The sequence below is a fragment of the Corallococcus sp. CA054B genome (genome assembly GCF_003611625.1).
In the GTDB taxonomy this organism is placed as follows: domain Bacteria; phylum Myxococcota; class Myxococcia; order Myxococcales; family Myxococcaceae; genus Corallococcus; species Corallococcus coralloides.
On sequence record NZ_RAVY01000001.1, the window covers coordinates 107,365 to 122,862 of the forward strand.

14 protein-coding genes are annotated in these 15,498 nt (G+C 68.9%); 6 read left to right on the top strand and 8 right to left on the bottom strand.

The annotated features are described in order from the left end of the window. Positions 1–26: 26 nt before the first annotated feature. Genes D7V80_RS00435 through D7V80_RS00460 form a run of 6 tightly spaced genes read right to left on the bottom strand, consistent with a single transcriptional unit; the run spans position 27 to position 6,582 of the window. Positions 27–1,175: an acyl-CoA dehydrogenase family protein gene (locus D7V80_RS00435; RefSeq protein ID WP_120586289.1), complete on the bottom strand. Its 1,149-nt coding sequence runs from the start codon at positions 1,173–1,175 to the stop codon at positions 27–29. Positions 1,176–1,187: 12 nt separating this feature from the next. Continuing rightward, positions 1,188–2,327, bottom strand: a complete 1,140-nt coding sequence (locus D7V80_RS00440; RefSeq protein ID WP_120586290.1) for an acyl-CoA dehydrogenase family protein — start codon at positions 2,325–2,327, stop codon at positions 1,188–1,190. A 20-nt stretch (positions 2,328–2,347) separates the two neighbouring features. Further along, the gene (locus D7V80_RS00445) at positions 2,348–4,186 is read right to left on the bottom strand and encodes a long-chain fatty acid--CoA ligase (RefSeq protein ID WP_120586291.1); all 1,839 of its coding nucleotides are present in this window, start codon (positions 4,184–4,186) and stop codon (positions 2,348–2,350) included. Positions 4,187–4,241: 55 nt separating this feature from the next. Beyond that, positions 4,242–5,072: an NAD(P)-dependent oxidoreductase gene (locus D7V80_RS00450; RefSeq protein ID WP_120586310.1), complete on the bottom strand. Its 831-nt coding sequence runs from the start codon at positions 5,070–5,072 to the stop codon at positions 4,242–4,244. Between the two features lie 8 nt (positions 5,073–5,080). Then, entirely contained in the window at positions 5,081–5,743 is a 663-nt protein-coding gene (locus D7V80_RS00455) for a TetR/AcrR family transcriptional regulator (RefSeq protein ID WP_120586292.1), read from the bottom strand. Beyond that, on the bottom strand, positions 5,740–6,582 hold the full coding sequence (locus D7V80_RS00460; RefSeq protein WP_120586293.1) for an enoyl-CoA hydratase-related protein: 843 nt from the start codon (positions 6,580–6,582) through the stop codon (positions 5,740–5,742). Before D7V80_RS00460 ends, D7V80_RS00455 begins: the two co-directional genes overlap by 4 nt. A 133-nt stretch (positions 6,583–6,715) precedes the next feature. Between D7V80_RS00460 and D7V80_RS00465 the strand changes: the two genes are divergently transcribed. The 6 genes from D7V80_RS00465 to D7V80_RS00490 all read left to right on the top strand — a co-directional run bounded on the left by D7V80_RS00465 (position 6,716) and on the right by D7V80_RS00490 (position 12,916). After that, complete coding sequence (locus tag D7V80_RS00465) at positions 6,716–7,489, top strand: SDR family NAD(P)-dependent oxidoreductase (protein ID WP_120586294.1); 774 nt, start codon at positions 6,716–6,718, stop codon at positions 7,487–7,489. A gap of 16 nt (positions 7,490–7,505) precedes the next feature. Further along, on the top strand, positions 7,506–8,708 hold the full coding sequence (locus tag D7V80_RS00470; RefSeq protein ID WP_120586295.1) for an acyl-CoA dehydrogenase family protein: 1,203 nt from the start codon (positions 7,506–7,508) through the stop codon (positions 8,706–8,708). Positions 8,709–8,710: 2 nt separating this feature from the next. Further along, positions 8,711–9,727, top strand: a complete 1,017-nt coding sequence (locus D7V80_RS00475; protein WP_120586296.1) for a phosphotransferase family protein — start codon at positions 8,711–8,713, stop codon at positions 9,725–9,727. Then, positions 9,720–10,085 (top strand): DUF6285 domain-containing protein, encoded by a 366-nt coding sequence (locus D7V80_RS00480; RefSeq protein WP_120586297.1) that lies wholly within the window; start codon positions 9,720–9,722, stop codon positions 10,083–10,085. The genes D7V80_RS00475 and D7V80_RS00480 overlap by 8 nt, the downstream gene beginning before the upstream one ends. Positions 10,086–10,095: 10 nt before the next feature. Beyond that, complete coding sequence (locus D7V80_RS00485; RefSeq protein ID WP_120586298.1) at positions 10,096–11,721, top strand: leucine-rich repeat domain-containing protein; 1,626 nt, start codon at positions 10,096–10,098, stop codon at positions 11,719–11,721. A gap of 127 nt (positions 11,722–11,848) precedes the next feature. Further along, on the top strand, positions 11,849–12,916 hold the full coding sequence (locus D7V80_RS00490; RefSeq protein WP_120586311.1) for a hypothetical protein: 1,068 nt from the start codon (positions 11,849–11,851) through the stop codon (positions 12,914–12,916). Positions 12,917–12,927: 11 nt separating this feature from the next. Here the strand turns inward: D7V80_RS00490 and D7V80_RS00495 are convergent, their stop codons facing one another. Both D7V80_RS00495 and D7V80_RS00500 read right to left on the bottom strand, forming a co-directional pair. Beyond that, a complete protein-coding gene (locus tag D7V80_RS00495) occupies positions 12,928–14,289 on the bottom strand; it encodes an FAD-binding oxidoreductase (protein WP_120586299.1) in 1,362 nt (453 codons plus the stop codon). 120 nt (positions 14,290–14,409) lie between these two features. Next, on the bottom strand, positions 14,410–15,483 hold the full coding sequence (locus tag D7V80_RS00500; protein WP_120586300.1) for a fatty acid desaturase: 1,074 nt from the start codon (positions 15,481–15,483) through the stop codon (positions 14,410–14,412). Positions 15,484–15,498: the final 15 nt, after the last annotated feature.

The window sequence follows — 15,498 nt, forward strand, 5'->3', positions numbered from 1 at the left end:
GGAGCCTCCTTGTGAGAAGGGAGGGGCTACAGGGACCGGGCGACGAGCTCCTTCATGACCTCGTTCGCGCCGGCGAAGATTCGCAGGACGCGGGTGTCCGCGAACAGATGGGCGATGGGGTATTCCTTCATATAACCGTACCCGCCGAACAGCTGGAGGCAGCGGTCCACTACGAGGCAGGCCTGGTCGGACACCCAGTACTTCGCCATGGCCGCCGTTGTCACATCGAGTCTGCCTTCCAGGTGGGACGCGATGCAGTCATCCACGAAAGTGCGGCAAACCCGTTGAAGGGTGGCGCACTCCGCCAGCTCGAAGCGCGTGTTCTGCAGGGCGAAGAGCGGCTTGCCGAAGACGTGGCGCTGCTTCGTGTACTCGACCGTGAGCTGGACGGCGCGCTCCAGGCTCGCCACCGCGATGATGGCGGTGGTCAGCCGCTCCTGGGGGAGCTGCTGCATGAGCTGGGCGAAGCCCCGGCCCTCCTCGCCTCCCAGCAGGTTGACGGCGGGGACGCGCAGGTCGTCGAAGAAGAGCTCGGTGGTGTCCTGACCCTTGCCTCCCAGCTTGTCGAGGATGCGGCCGCGCTGGAAGCCGGGCGTCGTGTCGGAGACCTCCGCGCACAACAGGGAGATGCCCGCGTGGCCCGGCTGCCCCGTGCGCACGACGATGATGATGAAGTCGCACACGTGGCCGTTGGAGATGAACGTCTTCGCGCCGCTCACCCGGTAGAAGTCGCCTTCACGCACCGCGCGGGTGGTGATGGCCTGGAGGTCGGAGCCCGTGCCCGGCTCCGTCATGGCGATGGCGCCCACCCATTCACCGCTGGCCAGCCGGGGTAGCCACTTCTGTTTCTGGGCCTCCGACGCGTAGGCGAGCAGGTAGTGCGCGACGATGGCGCAGTGGACGGGGAAGCCCATGGACGGGTCCCCGGCGCGGATCTGCTCCTCGATGAGGACCGCCTCGTGCGCGAACGTGCCGCCCGCGCCGCCGTAGGCCTCCGGGATGGACATGCACAGGAGGCCCAGCTCTCCGGCGCGCCGGTAGAGCGCCTTGTCCGGGTAGCCCTGCTCCACGTGCTTGGGCAGGTTGGGGAGGACCTCCTTCGTGAAGTAGGTGGCCGCGAGCGTGCGCACCTGCTCGACGTCATCCGAGCTCCAGCGGGGACGTGCCGTCGTCATGATGTCTGTCTCCTAGAGCCCGAAGGTCTTGCCGATGATGTCGCGCTGGATCTCGCTGGTGCCGCCGTAGACGGTGGAGATGACCGTGGCGCGCAGGTGCGACTCCATGTCGTATTCGGTGGCGTAGCCGTAGCCGCCCATCATCTGCATGCCCTCCAGGGCCACGCGCTTGGCGGTCTCCGTCGTCTTGAGCTTCGCCATGGACGCCTCGCGGGGGAGCATCCGGTCCGGGTGCTCATCCGCCATGGCCGCCACGCGGTAGACGAGCAGCTCGCAGCAGTCCAGCTCCGTGGCCAGGTCCGCGATGCGGTGCTTGAGCGCCTGGAAGGAGCCGACGGCGCGGCCGAACTGCTTGCGCTCCTTCACGTAGGTGACGGCGTCGTCGAACGCGCGCCGGCCCCGGCCCAGCATGGACGCCGCGAGCAGGAGCCGCTCGCTGTTGAGCCCGGACATCAGCTGGGGCCAGGCCTGATCCACGAGGCCGACCACGGAGGACTCCGGCAGGAAGCAGTCCGTGAAGAAGACGTCGTTGACCTCCTTGCCGCCCATGGTGGGGATGCCGCGGATCTCCATGCCGGGCGTGCCCGCGGGGACGCAGAACATTGTGAGGCCTTCGTGCCGCGAGCCCACGGTGTTCGTGCGCGCCACGAGCAGCACGTGGTCCGCGAAGTGCGCGTTGGAGCACCAGGTCTTCTGACCGTTGACGACGAAGCCCCCGTGCGTCCGGACCGCGCGGCAGGTGATGGCCGCGGCGTCGGAGCCGGCCCCGGGCTCGGAGATGGAGATGGCCTCCACCCGGCCTCTCGCGATGCCGCCGAGGATGGTCTCCTTCTGCGCCGGGGTCCCGAACTTCGCGTAGGGGCCCGCCGCCACCGCCGTGGTGATGTAGCCCCCCACGGGCGCGAGCCCATAGGCGGTCCGCTCCGCGAAGAGGCACATGTCGGACATGCCTCCGCCGGAGCCGCCGTACTCCGCGGGGATGCCCACGCCCAGCCAGCCCAGCTCGGCCATCTGGGTGTAGAGGCCGGGGGCGTGGGCCTCCGTGCCGTCATGGGTCAGCGCGTCCCGCTGCGCGCGCGTGCCGGTCCTGGCGCGGCAGAACGCGTCGATGGCATCCGCGAACGAGGCTTGCTCCGGGGGTCTCACATGCATGGCGGTTCTCCGAAGGGGCGTCAGGCGTTCGCGTAGAGCGCGGCGATGCGTTCGGCGTACTGCGCGAGCAGCACGCGGCGCTTGAGCTTGAGGGTGACCGTCAGCTCTCCCGTCACCGGGGACCACGCCTCCGGGACGACGTGGAAGCGTTTGATCTGCTCCGAGCGGGAGAGCCGGACGTTGGCCGCGGCGACGAGGGACTCCAGCTCCGCCTGGATGGTGGGGTCTCGTGAGAGGTCCTCGAGTGCCACGGAGGACAGGCCCCTGGCCCTGGCCCAGACGGGCGCGGCCTCTGCATCCAAGGAGATGAGCGCCGTCACGTAGGGGTGGCCGTCGCCAATCGCGAGGGCCTGGGCCACCAGTGGGTGGGCGCGCAGCATGCCTTCGAGCTTGGAGGGGGCGATGTTCTTCCCGCTCGACGTGATGATCAGCTCCTTCTTGCGGTCGGTGATGCTGAGGAAGCCGTCCGCGTCGAGCGTGCCGATGTCGCCGGTGGCGAGCCAGCCGTCCGCGTCCGTCGCGCGGACAATCTGGCCGTCCGGCGCGAGGTAGCCCATGAACACCACCGGGCCGCGCACGAAGATTTCCCCATCCTCCGCCAGCTTGAGCTGAAGCCCGGGGATGGGCCGCCCCACGGAGCCGACGCGGAAGTCGGTGGGGGTGTTGATGGTGGCGCAGCCGGTCGTCTCACTCATGCCCCAGACCTCCAGCACCTGGATGCCGAAGCCGCCCAGGAACTCGAGGATGTCCACGGGGATGGGCGCGGAGCCGCTGCTCGTCCAATGCAGCGCATCCAGCCCCATGGACTTGCGCAGCGGCTCGAGCACGTGCGCTTCGGCGTCCGCGGCCTTCTGCTGGACCTCGGGCGGCACGGGCCTGCCGGAGCCGCGCAGCCGGAAGGACTCCAGCGCGGCGGCGTGGGCGGCGAGCAGGGGCTCGCGCTGGGCGTCGGGGAGCGCGTCCACCTTCATGCGCAGGCCCGACGCGAGCTTCTCCCACAGGCGTGGCACGCCGAAGAAGGCGGGCGCGCGCGAGCGGGCCAACAGCGGCACCACGCCCGTGGGGTCCGTGCACAGGTGCATGTGCAGCGCCTTGTAGAGCGCGCGGTACAGCCCCAGCTCGCGCTCCGCCACGTGGGCCAGCGGGAGATAGGCGATGGAGGGGACCCGCATCGGCACGGGGACGCATTGGTCCACCGCGACGGCTTCATAGAAGGCGTTGCGGTGGCTCAGCACCACGCCCTTGGGGTCGCCGGTGGTGCCGGAGGTGTACATCATCGCCAGCGGATCCTCCGGGCGGAGGTCCTTCCATTCGTCCTCGAAGGCCTGGGGGTTGGCCTCGTGGAGGGCGCGGCCTTCGGCCTCCAGGTCCGCGAAGGAGATGAACCGCGAGTCCCCGCGTGGCAGGGCGGAGGCGTCCACGACGACGATGCGCTTGAGGGCGGGGAGGGATTCGAGCACCGGCCACCACCGGGCCAGCTCGTCCGCGCCCTCCAGCACCACCACCGTGGCCGCGCTGTGCCGGGCGACGTAGCCCACCTGTTCGGTGCTCAGCGTCTGGTACGCGGTACAGGAGATGGCGCCCAGGTGGGCCGCCGCGTAGTCGATGATCCAATGCTCCGGCCGGCCGGACATCATGATCATCATCCGCTCGCCCCGCTTCAGCCCCAGCACGCAGAGCCCTCGGGTCATCGCGGCGGTGCGCTGGCGCAGCTGGCCCCAGGTGAGGGTGCTGTTCCCGTAGGTGAGGGCGGGCGCGTCCTCGTACTCCGTGGCGTTGCGCCGGAGGAGGCGCGGCAGCGTCAGCTGGGCCGCGAGGGACAGGCACTGCGCTTCCAGGTTCGCGTCAAACGCACCCATGGACACACCTCCGCCAAGGTCAAAGGTCAAGCCGCTTGTCTGTCGTGCTTCCTCTTCAGGGATCGACGTACAGGTCGAGCACCACGTCCGGGCCGCCGCCGTAGCGGCTGAAATCAGTGACTCCGGCCGCGCGCAGGACGTCCTCGTCGATGAAGGTCTGTCCGGTGCACTCGCGCGGCGGCCGTTGGAGGAGGGCCACGGCCGCGTCCGCCATGATGTCCGGCGAGCGGGCCCGCTCCATCGACGCGTCCCCGCCGAGCAGGTTCTTCACGGCGGCGGTGGCGATGAGCGTGCGAGGCCAGAGCGCGTTCGCGCCAATGCCGGCGTCCGCCAGCTCCGCCGCCCAGCCGAGCGTGAGCAGCGTCATGCCGTACTTGGCCATCGTGTACGCGGGGTGCAGGCCCATCCAGTGGGGCGCCAGGTTCACCGGCGGGGACAGCGAGAGGATGTGCGCGTGGGACGAGCGCCGCAGGTGCGGCAGCGCCGTGCGCGTGAGCAGGAACGTCCCGCGCAATTGAATCTGCTGCATCAGGTCGAAGCGCTTGAGCGGGAGCTCCTCGGTCTTGAGCGGGGCCAGGGCGCTCGCGTTGTTGACGCAGAAGTCGATGCCGCCGAAGCGCGCCACCGTTTCGTCCACGGCGCGCTGCACGTCCGCTTCGTCCCGCACGTCGCCCACCACCGCGAGCGCCTTGCCGCCCGCGGCTTCAATCTCCGCGGCGGCCGTGTGGACCGTGCCCGGCAGGCGTGGATCCGGCGTGCCCGTCTTCGCCAGGAGCGCGACGTTGGCGCCCAGCCGTCCGGCCGCGACACCGATGGCCAGCCCGATGCCACGGCTCCCTCCGGACATCAGCAGCGTGCGTCCGGTGAGCGGGCCCGGACTGGCCATGGGCCGCGTCACTTCTGGGCCTTCGGCTTCGCCGGAGTGGCGCGTCCGGGCGTCGCCGTCCGGGCGAGCTGGGGGAGCAGGTCGCGCACGATGAGCAGGAGCGATTCGCTCAGGAGCAGGTGCGTCTCCTCGCGGGTGAGCGTTCCGTCGCGGAGCCACTCGCGGATGGAGGCCTTCACCAGCCCGCTGTAGGAGCGGATCATCGCCCGCTGCCGCGAATCGTTGCCGACCTCCGCCTTGAGCCCCAGGAACTCGAGCGTTCGCGACGCGGCCACGTCGTCGGCTTCGGCGATGATGCGGTCGACGTCCGGGTCCGCGCCGATGCTGCCGCTCCCGATGACGGCCAGGTACGTCTTGCCGTGGGTCGCCACGGTGTCCAGGTACCACTCGACGCTGCGCTCCACGCGCTCTCGCAGGGTTCCGGTCATGGGGACGCTCTTTTCGATGCCGGGCATGAGCAGCATTCGCTTCACGACCTTCAGGTAGAGATCCCGCTTCTGCCCGAAGTAGTGATTGAGGAGCCCCCGCGCGACGCCCGCCTCCTTGGCTATGTCGGTGGTGGAGACGTCCGCGTAGGGGCGCTCGCCGAACAGGCGCATGGCGCACTCGAGGATCTGCTGCCGGCGTTCATCCGGCTCCAGCCGCTTCCAGCGGGGGGCCAGCGCGCTCATCGGCGGGCCTCCTGCCAGGGGAGGAACGTGGGCAAATCCTGGGTCACCGTCCGGGAGAACCGCGCGGGTCGCTTCTGCATGAAGGCCATGACGCCTTCTAGCGCGTCCGCGCTCTCTCCGAGGCTCGCGATGAGCTGGCTGTCCAGGGCGAACGCAGGCTCCGGCGAGGGGAGGGCGCTCATCCGGTAGAGCGCCTGCCGGATGACGGCCACGGACACTGGCGCGGTCGACTCCACCAGCTCCCTTGCGAGTTTCTGCGCGGCGTCCGCCAGAGCCTCGGGTTCGTGGAGGGATTGGACCAGCCCCGCGCCGAGCGCTTCTTCCGCCGGCACGAGCCGCCCGCTCACCATCCAATCCATCGCGCGGCCCAGGCCCACCAGCCGGGGCAGGAACCAGCAGGAGCCCGCTTCCGGGTAGATGCCCCGCCGGCTGAAGACAAACCCGAAACGGCTGTTCCTGGCCGCGAGCCGGAAGTCCGCGGGGAGGATCATCGTGGAGCCCACGCCCACCGCCGCGCCCTGGATGGCGGCGATGACTGGCTTTCGCAGCATGAACAGCTGGCGCGCGACGCGAGTCGCGGGTTCAACCCAGGTGCCCCCGGGGATGTCTGTGTTCGTGACCTCCAGGGACTGACCGCTCAGGTCCGCCCCCACGCAGAAGTCCTTCCCCGCGCCGGAGAGGATGACCACTCGCACCGCTTCATCCGCGTCCGCGGCGGCGAGCGCGGCGGCCAGTTCATCCGCCATGAGCACGGTGAAGCCATTGCGGGCTTCGGGCCGGTGCAGTTCCACATTGGCGACCCTGTCCGCATAGGAAACGCGGATGTGTTGGTAGCTCATGGTTGGAAATCCTGGCTCATGTGATGGGTATAGTGGAGACTTGTTGGCGCGGCGTCAACAGCAAGAATCGCCAGACAATACCCGGGATTTTTCGACGGTTTGCGTCATCGATTGCCTGCCCTGGAGACCGTTCATGAGTGTGGATGCGTTTGGCCTGGAGGGACGCCGCGCGCTGGTGACGGGCGCCTCTGGAGGGTTGGGTTTGCACTTCGCGGAGGTGCTGGCCCGGGCGGGCGCGGAGGTCGTGTTGGCGGCGCGGCGAGCGGACCGGTTGGCCGAGGAGGTAGAGCGGCTGCGAGGGTTGGGGCTGCGCGCCCACGCGGTGTCCATGGACGTGACGCTCGCGGCATCCGTGCAGGACGCCGTGGCCGAGGCGGAGGCGTTGGCGGGCGGGGTGCTGGACGTGCTGGTGAACAACGCGGGCGTGTCCGGCGAGGGCTTCTTCCTCCAGGTGGAGGAGGCGGACTGGGACACCGTCATCGATACGAACCTCAAGGGTTCGTATCTCGTGTCGAGGACCGTGGCGCGGCGGCTGGTGGAGCAGGGCTCTCCGGGCAGCATCATCCACATCGCGTCCATCCTGGGGCTGCGGGTGGCCGGTGGCGTGGCTCCGTATTGTGCCTCCAAGGCCGGGTTGATCCACCTCACCAAGGCCATGGCGCTGGAGCTGGCGCGGCATCGGATCCGCGTGAACGCGCTGGCTCCCGGCTACATCGAGACGGACTTCAACCGGACCTTCTTCGCGCAGGACGCCGGCCAGAAGCTGCTTGCTCGCATTCCCTTCCGGCGGCTGGGCCACATGCGGGAACTCGATGGGCCGCTGCTGCTGCTGGCTTCGGAGGCCGGCGGTTACATGAGTGGTTCGGTCCTTGAAGTGGATGGTGGCCACCTCTGCTCGACCCTGTAGTTCCCAGGAGCCCCAGATGGACTTCTCTCTCTCCCCTGAAATCGAAGCGTACCGGCTGCGCGTGCGTGAGTTCGTGGCCACGCATGTGCTGCCGCTGGAGAAGCAGGCGGACGCGTTCGACGCGCACGAGAACCTCCGCGAAGAGGTGGTGGCTCGGGTGCGCGAGCTGGCCCGCGCGCAGGAACTCTGGGCCTTCCAGATGCCGAAGGCGCGCGGAGGGCAGGGCCTGGGCGTGGTGGGCATGGCGGCCTGTTACGAGGAGGCGGCCAGTTCGCCCTTCGGACCCGTGATGTTCAACGCCGCGCCTCCGGATGACGGCAACATGATCGTCCTGGAGAAGGTGCTCGCGACGGAGGCGCTGAAGCAGCGCTGGTTGCAGCCCATCATCGACGGCAAGGTGCGCTCCGCCTTCGCGATGACGGAGCCCGACGGCTGTGGCTCCGACCCATCCCTCACCTATACGCGGGCGGAGAAGCAGGGCGGCGAATGGGTGCTCACGGGCCGCAAGTGGTTCATCACCGGGGCCCAGGGGGCTCAGCACTTCATCGTGGTGGCGCGCACCTCCGACGACGAGCGCAAGGGGCTGACCGCCTTCCTCTTCGATGCCAGCCAACCGGGATGGCGCATCGAGCGGCGCATTCCCATCATGGGGCCCGAAGAGCACGGCGGTCATTGCGAGCTCGTCTTCGAAGGGCTGCGCATCCCGGACGAGCAGCGACTGTTGGGCGTGGGTGATGGCCTCAAGGTGACGCAGATCCGCCTGGGCACGGCGCGCCTCACGCACTGCATGCGCTGGCTGGGATTGGCGAAGCGGTGCCTGGAGGAGGCGGGCGGCTACGTCTCGCGGCGGATGAGCTTCGGGGAGACCCTGGCTCAGCACGAGGGCGTGCAGTGGATGCTGGGCGACGCGGCCAAGGACATCCACATCGGGCGGCTGCTGACCATGATCGCCGCCTGGAAGCTGGACCAGGGGGACTTCGCGCGCACGGACATCTCCATCGCGAAGATCCACGTGGCGGATGCACTGCACAAGGCCGCGGACACGGCCATCCAGTTGATGGGCGCCCGGGGCTACTCCAAGGACACGCTCGTGGAATGGATCTACCGGTACGCGCGCCAGGCACGGCTGGTGGATGGCGCCAGTGAGATCCACAAGATGGTGCTGTCGCGTGCGTACCTGTCGGAAGGCGCGGACTTCTTCCGGTGGGGAGTGGGGTGACGATGCGCGAGGAACACAAGCACGCGCTGGAGTCCTTCCTGGCCACGAAGGCGGAGGCCCGCGAGGTGCGGCTCACCGATGCGCGCCTGCTCTCCGGGGGCGCCATCCAGGAGAACTGGCTGCTGACGGCGGTGGTGCGCGGAGGGCCGCATGAAGGCGTGCTGGAGTGCGTACTGCGCTCCGATGCGGCGTCGGGCGTCTCCGTGTCGCACGGCCGGGCCCAGGAGTTCGCCCTGTTGCGAGAAGCCTTCCGCGCGGGCGTGACGGTGCCGGAGCCGCTGTGGCTGGGAGACAGCTCCGTGCTCGGGCGCGCGTTCTTCGTGATGCGCAGGGCGCGGGGGACCGCCGCAGGCCATCGCATCGCGAAGGACCTGGGGCTGGGCGGTGACCGTGAGGCGCTGACCGAGCGGCTGGGAGAGGAGCTGGCGCGGCTGCATGCCATCCGTCCTCCCGTGGAGGCCCTGTCCTTCCTCCCGGTGCCAGCGCTGTCTCCCGCGCTGCGGGGCGTGAAGGAGTTCCAATCCTTCCTGGATGGCCACCACACGGCATTCCCCGCGCTGGAGTGGGGGATCCGCTGGCTGGAGCGGCATGCGCCCAAGACGCCGGAGCTGGTGCTGACGCACCGGGATTTCCGCACGGGCAATTACATGCTGGACGAAGCCGGGCTCACGGCCGTGCTGGATTGGGAGTTCGCGGCGTGGTCGGACCCGCTGGAGGACATCGGGTGGTTCTGCGCGCGGTGCTGGCGCTTCGGCCAGTTCGACAAGGAGGCGGGAGGCATCGGCTCCCGTGAGGCGCTGGCACGGGGCTATGCGCGCGTGAGTGGACGCCCGTTGGATTGGGAGGCGGTGCGCTACTGGGAGGTCTTCGCCCACGCGCGTTGGGCTGTGATTGCCGTGCAGCAGGGGGAGCGGCATGTGTCCGGCCGTGAGCCCTCGCTGGAGCTGGCGCTGACGGCGCATGTGGTGCCGGAGCTGGAGCTGGAACTTCTTTCGATGACGGGAGGACGGAATGCGTGAACAGCCGGACGGGGCCGCGCTGCTGGCGATTGCCCGCGAGGTGCTGCTCCGGGAGCTGTTGCCCGGGCTGCCGGAGGACAAGGTCTACGCGGCGCGGATGATCGCCAACGCGATGGGCATCGCGGAGCGGCAACTCCGCGCGGGTGAGGGGCCCGCACGGGAGGAACGCGGGGCGTTGGTGGCGCTGCTCCACCGCGAAGGGGAGCTCGCGGAGCTGAACCGCGAGCTGGCGGCGCGGATCCGCCAGGGTGTTTTCGACGGGAACCGCGAAGCCTGGTCGCTGCTGTGGGACTCCACCATCCAGCGGGTGCGGGAGAGCGCACCGAAGGCCCTGCCTGCTTCCGACCGGATGGGGTAGAGGTCGGGCCATGAAGAAGAAGGCGTCCCCGTCTCCGGCCCGCGACCTGCCGTTCGAAATCCTCACCTGGTCCCAGGTTCGCGACGAGGTGAAGGCCCCTGGCAATCGCGAGGATGACTCGGACCGCGTGCTCGTCCTCACCGGGAATGTCGTCATGCCCTACGACCTGCGGCTGGACTTCCACCAGGGAATCTTCGCGCAGGACGACGAGGACGAGCCTCCGTTCACCGGCCTCATCGTGCGAGGCGACCTCACCGTCGAAGGCTGCGTGCTCAACTGGGAGAACGACTTCGGGCCGTTCCTCCAGGTGCACGGCAACCTCGTCGCGAAGCGCATCGCCATCGGCGGCGCCCGGCTTCACGTCTCCGGCGACTTGACGACTGAAGACCTGGTGGCGGTCTACAACCACGGCAGCGTCTCCGTGGACGGCAACCTCAAGGCCCGCACCCTTGCCTCGCATTACTCCTTCAAGGTCGCGGGCACTGTCGACGCGCACCGCTACCTGGGCCAGGACTCGAAGGTGTTCGCGGTGGTTGGCGGGGTGGAGGACGTGAAGGACCCCTACGAAGGGAAGGGCGTCTTCGTCCCGGCGGTGGTGAGGGACGGCCGCGTCGATCTGGAGAAGGTGCGGGCCCGGCTGGCGGCGGGCAAGCCCGTCGCTCGCGACGCGTTCACCAGCATCCGGGAGGCGTTCCGTCAGCTCGTCGCGAAGAAGATCGCGGAGCCTGACAAGGTCAAGAGCCTCACGCTGGAGGACAAGGGGCTCACGTCCCTGCCGGAGGAGCTCTTCCTGTTCCGCAAGCTGGAGAAGCTCAACCTCCGCCGCAACAACCTCCGCGTGCTCCCGGAGGAGCTGGGGCAGCTCACGGAGCTGCGCGAGCTGGACCTGCGAAGCAATGGCCTGTTGGAACTGCCGGAGTCCATTGGCGAGCTCAAGAAGCTGCGGGTCCTGGACCTGGAAGCCAACTGCCTCTGGCGGCTGCCGGAGTCACTGGCCGGATGCGTCGAGCTGCGGCGGGTGAATCTGATCAACAACCCCCACGCCTACGTCCGGCGGGCCTTCGGGAGCTGGAAACAGGTCCAGCTCATGTTCGACTTCCCGGAGGTCCTCACGCGGTTGCCGAAGCTGGAGGTGCTCACCTTCGAGGGAACGCCATTGCGCACGCTGCCAACGCGGCGCTTCGACAGCACGACCCTGAGCAAGGCCACGGTCCTCCGGTCGCTGGTGACGCAGGTGGATCCGGGGCTTCACGCCCAGCTCCAGGTGGACGTGGAAAACAGCCGGGAGAAGGCGGCGGCCTATATCGGCTACTGGTTCAAGCCGGAGACCGTGGGCCTGGAGTCCTTCTACGACGCGAAGACGGACCGCTACGACTTCGCGGAGGTCCTCGCGCTGCTGGCGCTGCTCTTGCGCATCAACATCCCCACGGCGGCTCCCTACGAAGAGGCGCTGGCGAAGTTCCGGATGCGGAGCCAGGAGATCGCCCGGCACCTGGACTGGGACGGCGACAAGCCCCGGCACGTCCACGCGCTCTTCGGAGCGCTGCGCGACGCGCTGGGGCCGCTGGGCGAGCCGTATCCCGGTGACGCGCTCATCGCGGGCCTGCGGGGCGTCTTCGCGGCCCACGCTGGCTAACGCCCACTGGTGACGCCAGACATCAGCTGGTGAATGGCGTCATCGCGACGGGCAGGGAGCGCTTGGCCCAAGTGACTGATTTCACGGAACCCGGGGGCTGGCATGCGTCCTGCTCTTGGGTCCCAGCATGTCCATCTCCTCCCTGAACCGCGCGTCCTCCTTCCAGCCTTCCTCGAGCCTCTCCCAGCTCAAGCCGGCCGCCGCGCCGGCTCAGGGTGTGATGGGCACCTCTGCGCAGCAGCCCCGGAACGACCTGCGCCGGATGCTCATGACCGACTCCTTCGAGGCGGGCCCGAGCCGTCTGGGGGGCGCCTCCGGCGGGGGCTTCGAGAAGCAGCTGTCGCAGCTGGTGAGCCAGCTGTCGCAGCTGGTGAACATGCTCCAGGCGCAGTCGCCCGCGGGCCAGGGCCAGGGCGCCGAGGGTGCCGCGTCCGCGGTGGGCGGCGTGGGCGGCGCGGCCCCGGCGCAGAAGGCGGCGTCCGCGTCTTCGGCCTCCACCTTCGAGGGGCCGGCGGCGTCCGCGGCTTCCGCGGCTCAGGGCGCGGCACCGACTTCCAGCGCGTCCGCTCCGGCGCACCCCACGTACAACAGTGACGCGGGCCCCGGCTTCGGTCCGCCGTCCGCCGGCTCCACGGAGCCCGCGCCCGCGAACGCGCCGTGGCTCGCGAAGAACAACGTCGGCTCGCCCTACAATAGCAACATGCAGCTCATCGACGAGAGCCAGAAGGGCCAGTTCAAGTACACGAACACCTTCACCAACAAGACGAACGAGCCGCAGACCATCACGCTCTGGAACAAGACGGGCGAGAACGGGAACCCGAACGACGGGCAGAACTTCGACAAGAGCACGCCCAAGACGTTCACGCTCCAGCCCGGCCAGTCGCAGGTGGTGGCGTTCGACAGCAACACCAGCGTGGCGTGGGCCGCGTCGAAGGACGGCACGGCGAAGCCCGGCGCGAACTCCGGACAGACCTGGGGCGAGGCCACCTTCGCGAACTCCGGCACGGGCTGGAGCGGCTTCGACACCAGCCAGATTGCCCCCGCGGGCCACAACGGCAAGATGTCCATCACCAACGAGGCGACCGGCAAGACCGTGACGGAAGCCAACGCCTGGCAGACGGAGAAGGACGACCCCGCGCTCCACGACGTGGGCGTCCCCGCCGGTCCGCTGAACCTGCGGACGGAGATCGGCTGAAGCCTGTCTGACTAAAGGCCGAGCGCCGCCTTGCACGTCTTCACATACAGGTCCCGGAAGAGGTTGTCCGGGTCCGTGCGCTGCTTCACGGCCTGGTACGTCTCACGGTTCCAGATGCTCCAGAAGGTCTCCTCGTCGTAGTAGTTGTAGGAGATGAGCGTCTTGGTGCCGTTGACGCGCTGGAGCTCGTCCTCCAGCTCCTTGTAGACGTTGCGGCCCGGCGGCTGCGGCATGCCGTACACCGCCAGGTCGAGGAACAACGGGTCCTTCATTCCGGCCCACCACTGGGGTGCCAGCCACTCGTAGTCGCGCGTCCGCCGGAAGGGTACGCACCAGACGGGGTAGTGGCGCATCTCGCGGTGGTACCAGTCCATGAACGCGGCCGTGCGCGAGAAGGGGACGAACACGTCCACGATGACCGGCGGGTCCTTCTTCGGCAGCAGCTGGGTGAAGCGGTTGGCGGTCCTCAGCACGCTGTCGGAGTGGATGAGCCTGCCGAACAGCGCCCGCGCGAGGAGGTTCTTCGGTTTGACGTGCGTGACGCCCCGGTTGTAGCGGAAGAGGTAGTCATACGTCGGGAGGTAGTCCTCGCTCCGGCGCGGGATGCTCTCGCAGTAGGCCGTGAGCCAGTCGTAGCGGTTCACGTACGGCGCCCGGTCCACGAAGTGGCCCACGCACAGCACGTGCTTCGTGGGGGAGAAGATCTGCCCGTCCAGGTAGTCCGCGCCCGGCTCCTGGAAGTGGTGCCAGATGCCCTGCTGGAAGGACTCCAGGGTGGAGTGCGTCTCGTTCGTCACCCGCACGTAGGGCGCGCAGCGCGTGAGCTTGAAGCGCACCTTGGACAGGATGCCCAGCGTCCCGAACGAGCCGTGCATCATCTGGAAGAGGAGCGGCTCGCTCGTCGGTGAGCAGCGCAGCACGTCTCCCTTCGCGGTGATGACCTCGTACTCCAGGCACGTGTCGTGGAAGCCGCCCTGGCGGAAGGACATGGACTCGATGGAGCACCCCGCGATGGCGCCCCCGAGCGTGATGGTCTTGTGCTCGGGGACGATGAACGGGATGAGCCCGTGCGGCAGCGTCGCTCGGACGACCTCGTCGAAGGTGACCGCGGGCTCGGCGGTGCAGGTCATCCCCACGGGGTCGATGTCGAGGATGGCGTCCAGGTCGCCCAGGTCCACCTTCTCGTCGCGGCGCCGCGCATCGAACCGCTTGGGGACGCTGTGGGGTGGGGACTTCTTCTTGAAGGACGCGGGGCCCTTGCCCTTGCGCTGCCGCAGCTGCTGGCTGATGGCTTCGACCTTCGCTTCGTGGAGCGCCGCCGCCCGTGAAGGGATTTCTACGCGGGGACCACCTGTCACCGACTCCGTGCGCATCCGTTTCCTCCGTTGGAGGAAGGGTGGGGATGCCGCGGCGCGTGGTGAGCCCTCGCCTGTCGGAGCGGGGCCAACCCGGACGCCCACCCACCGAGCGGGCGTCCGGGCTGCTGGCGCTGCTCAGGTGGCCTCGAGCTGTCGTCGCAGCTCCGTGGTGCTCACCTCCGGCGTGCCGTCCCGGCCCATCAGCGACTGGCCATCCGCGGAGTAGAGCGCTGGACGCCGGTACAATGTGCGCAGCGCGTGCAGGTGCGGGTAGACGATGGAAGCCCGGGGGCTCAGCTCCCGCAGGTGCTTGCGCAGCAGGGGGGCATACTTCGGGCTCTGCGCCGGGAAGATGTGATGCTCCTGGTGATAGCTGAAGTTGAAGTGCAGCCAGTTCATCAGCGGGTGGGTCTCCACGCTGGCGGTGTTCACGAAGGGGTTGTCCGTCTCCTCCGCCGCGGGCTGCATCCAGTGGTTCGTGGCGATGTAGATCATCAGCGTGACGTTCCCGATGAGAAGTGGGAGCACCAGCGCGTAGAACGCCGCCCTGGGGCCCAGGACCCACCCGAGCGCCACCCAGCCCGCGGTGACGAGCACCGTGAGCACGCGCTCCCGGGCCCGGTGCAGGTGCACGTGCTGGAACGCGGGCAGCCGGCAGTGGTGCCAGAGGAAGGCCTGGCCCTGCGCGGTGAAGAAGACGCTGAAGCTGATGAAGCTCAGCCAGTGTCCGGAGCCGGGGGACATGGCGTGGAACAGCTTCGCGAACCCCTGGGTATGCCAGTCCGTCCTGCGCGGGAGGATGTCAGGGTCGCGCACGAGGACGTTGGCGGCGCTGTGGTGGGCCTGGACGTGCCAGGCCCTCCAGTTGCCCGGCGTCACCAGGAAGGGTGCGAAGCCCACCCAGCCCAGCAGGCTCTCCCACTTGCGGCCGTGGAACACCGAGTGGTGCAGGGCTTCATGCGCGGCGAGTCCCACGGCGGTGATGAGCTGGCCCAGCACGAAGGCGATGAGCAGACACGCCCAGTGGGGCAGCGTCCAGGTGGCGAGCACCCAGATGAGCGCCGCTTCCACGGGCACGAGGCAGAGCGCGACGATGCCGCGCAGGGGTTGTCGTTCAAAGGCCTCCGGGGGCAGCACGCGGCGCAGCTCCGAGCGGAGCCGCTTGGCGTCATCCAGGGGCATGGGAAGGGACGAAGAGGAGTCGGTCATGGCGGTTGCCTGAGC

Bases quoted from the DNA above. Each gene is read 5' to 3' on its own strand.
- D7V80_RS00435 (WP_120586289.1), bottom strand. From the start codon at position 1,175: ATGACGACGGCACGTCCCCGCTGGAGCTCGGATGACGTCGAGCAGGTG.
- D7V80_RS00440 (WP_120586290.1), bottom strand. From the start codon at position 2,327: ATGCATGTGAGACCCCCGGAGCAAGCCTCGTTCGCGGATGCCATCGAC.
- D7V80_RS00445 (WP_120586291.1), bottom strand. From the start codon at position 4,186: ATGGGTGCGTTTGACGCGAACCTGGAAGCGCAGTGCCTGTCCCTCGCG.
- D7V80_RS00450 (WP_120586310.1), bottom strand. From the start codon at position 5,072: ATGGCCAGTCCGGGCCCGCTCACCGGACGCACGCTGCTGATGTCCGGA.
- D7V80_RS00455 (WP_120586292.1), bottom strand. From the start codon at position 5,743: ATGAGCGCGCTGGCCCCCCGCTGGAAGCGGCTGGAGCCGGATGAACGC.
- D7V80_RS00460 (WP_120586293.1), bottom strand. From the start codon at position 6,582: ATGAGCTACCAACACATCCGCGTTTCCTATGCGGACAGGGTCGCCAAT.
- D7V80_RS00465 (WP_120586294.1), top strand. From the start codon at position 6,716: ATGAGTGTGGATGCGTTTGGCCTGGAGGGACGCCGCGCGCTGGTGACG.
- D7V80_RS00470 (WP_120586295.1), top strand. From the start codon at position 7,506: ATGGACTTCTCTCTCTCCCCTGAAATCGAAGCGTACCGGCTGCGCGTG.
- D7V80_RS00475 (WP_120586296.1), top strand. From the start codon at position 8,711: ATGCGCGAGGAACACAAGCACGCGCTGGAGTCCTTCCTGGCCACGAAG.
- D7V80_RS00480 (WP_120586297.1), top strand. From the start codon at position 9,720: ATGCGTGAACAGCCGGACGGGGCCGCGCTGCTGGCGATTGCCCGCGAG.
- D7V80_RS00485 (WP_120586298.1), top strand. From the start codon at position 10,096: ATGAAGAAGAAGGCGTCCCCGTCTCCGGCCCGCGACCTGCCGTTCGAA.
- D7V80_RS00490 (WP_120586311.1), top strand. From the start codon at position 11,849: ATGTCCATCTCCTCCCTGAACCGCGCGTCCTCCTTCCAGCCTTCCTCG.
- D7V80_RS00495 (WP_120586299.1), bottom strand. From the start codon at position 14,289: ATGCGCACGGAGTCGGTGACAGGTGGTCCCCGCGTAGAAATCCCTTCA.
- D7V80_RS00500 (WP_120586300.1), bottom strand. From the start codon at position 15,483: ATGACCGACTCCTCTTCGTCCCTTCCCATGCCCCTGGATGACGCCAAG.